Below are 514 nucleotides of genomic sequence, written 5' to 3' on the forward strand. Positions count from 1 at the left end.
GCCTGTGAGGGTTGCTGGAGGTATCAGAAGTGCGAATGCTGACATAAGTAACGATAAAGCGGGTGAAAAGCCCGCTCGCCGGAAGACCAAGGGTTCCTGTCCAACGTTAATCGGGGCAGGGTGAGTCGACCCCTAAGGCGAGGCTGAAAAGCGTAGTCGATGGGAAACAGGTTAATATTCCTGTACTTGGTGTTACTGCGAAGGGGGGACGGAGAAGGCTAGGCTAGCCGGGCGACGGTTGTCCCGGTTTAAGCGTGTAGGGGGTGTGACCTGGTAAATCCGGTTGCATATTAACCCTGAGGCGTGATGACGATGCACTACGGTGCAGAAGTAGTTGATGCCCTGCTTCCAGGAAAATCCTCTAAGCATCAGGTAACATTAAATCGTACCCCAAACCGACACAGGTGGTCAGGTAGAGAATACCAAGGCGCTTGAGAGAACTCGGGTGAAGGAACTAGGCAAAATGGTGCCGTAACTTCGGGAGAAGGCACGCTGGCATGTAGGTGAAGTCCCT

General features: G+C 53.3%; 1 rRNA gene. It reads left to right on the forward strand.

Going from position 1 to position 514, the window contains the following annotated elements:
- Window positions 1–514 (forward strand): 23S ribosomal RNA (locus N6G83_RS54535); the annotation flags it as partial.

The organism is Serratia sp. PL7 (assembly GCF_945957435.1).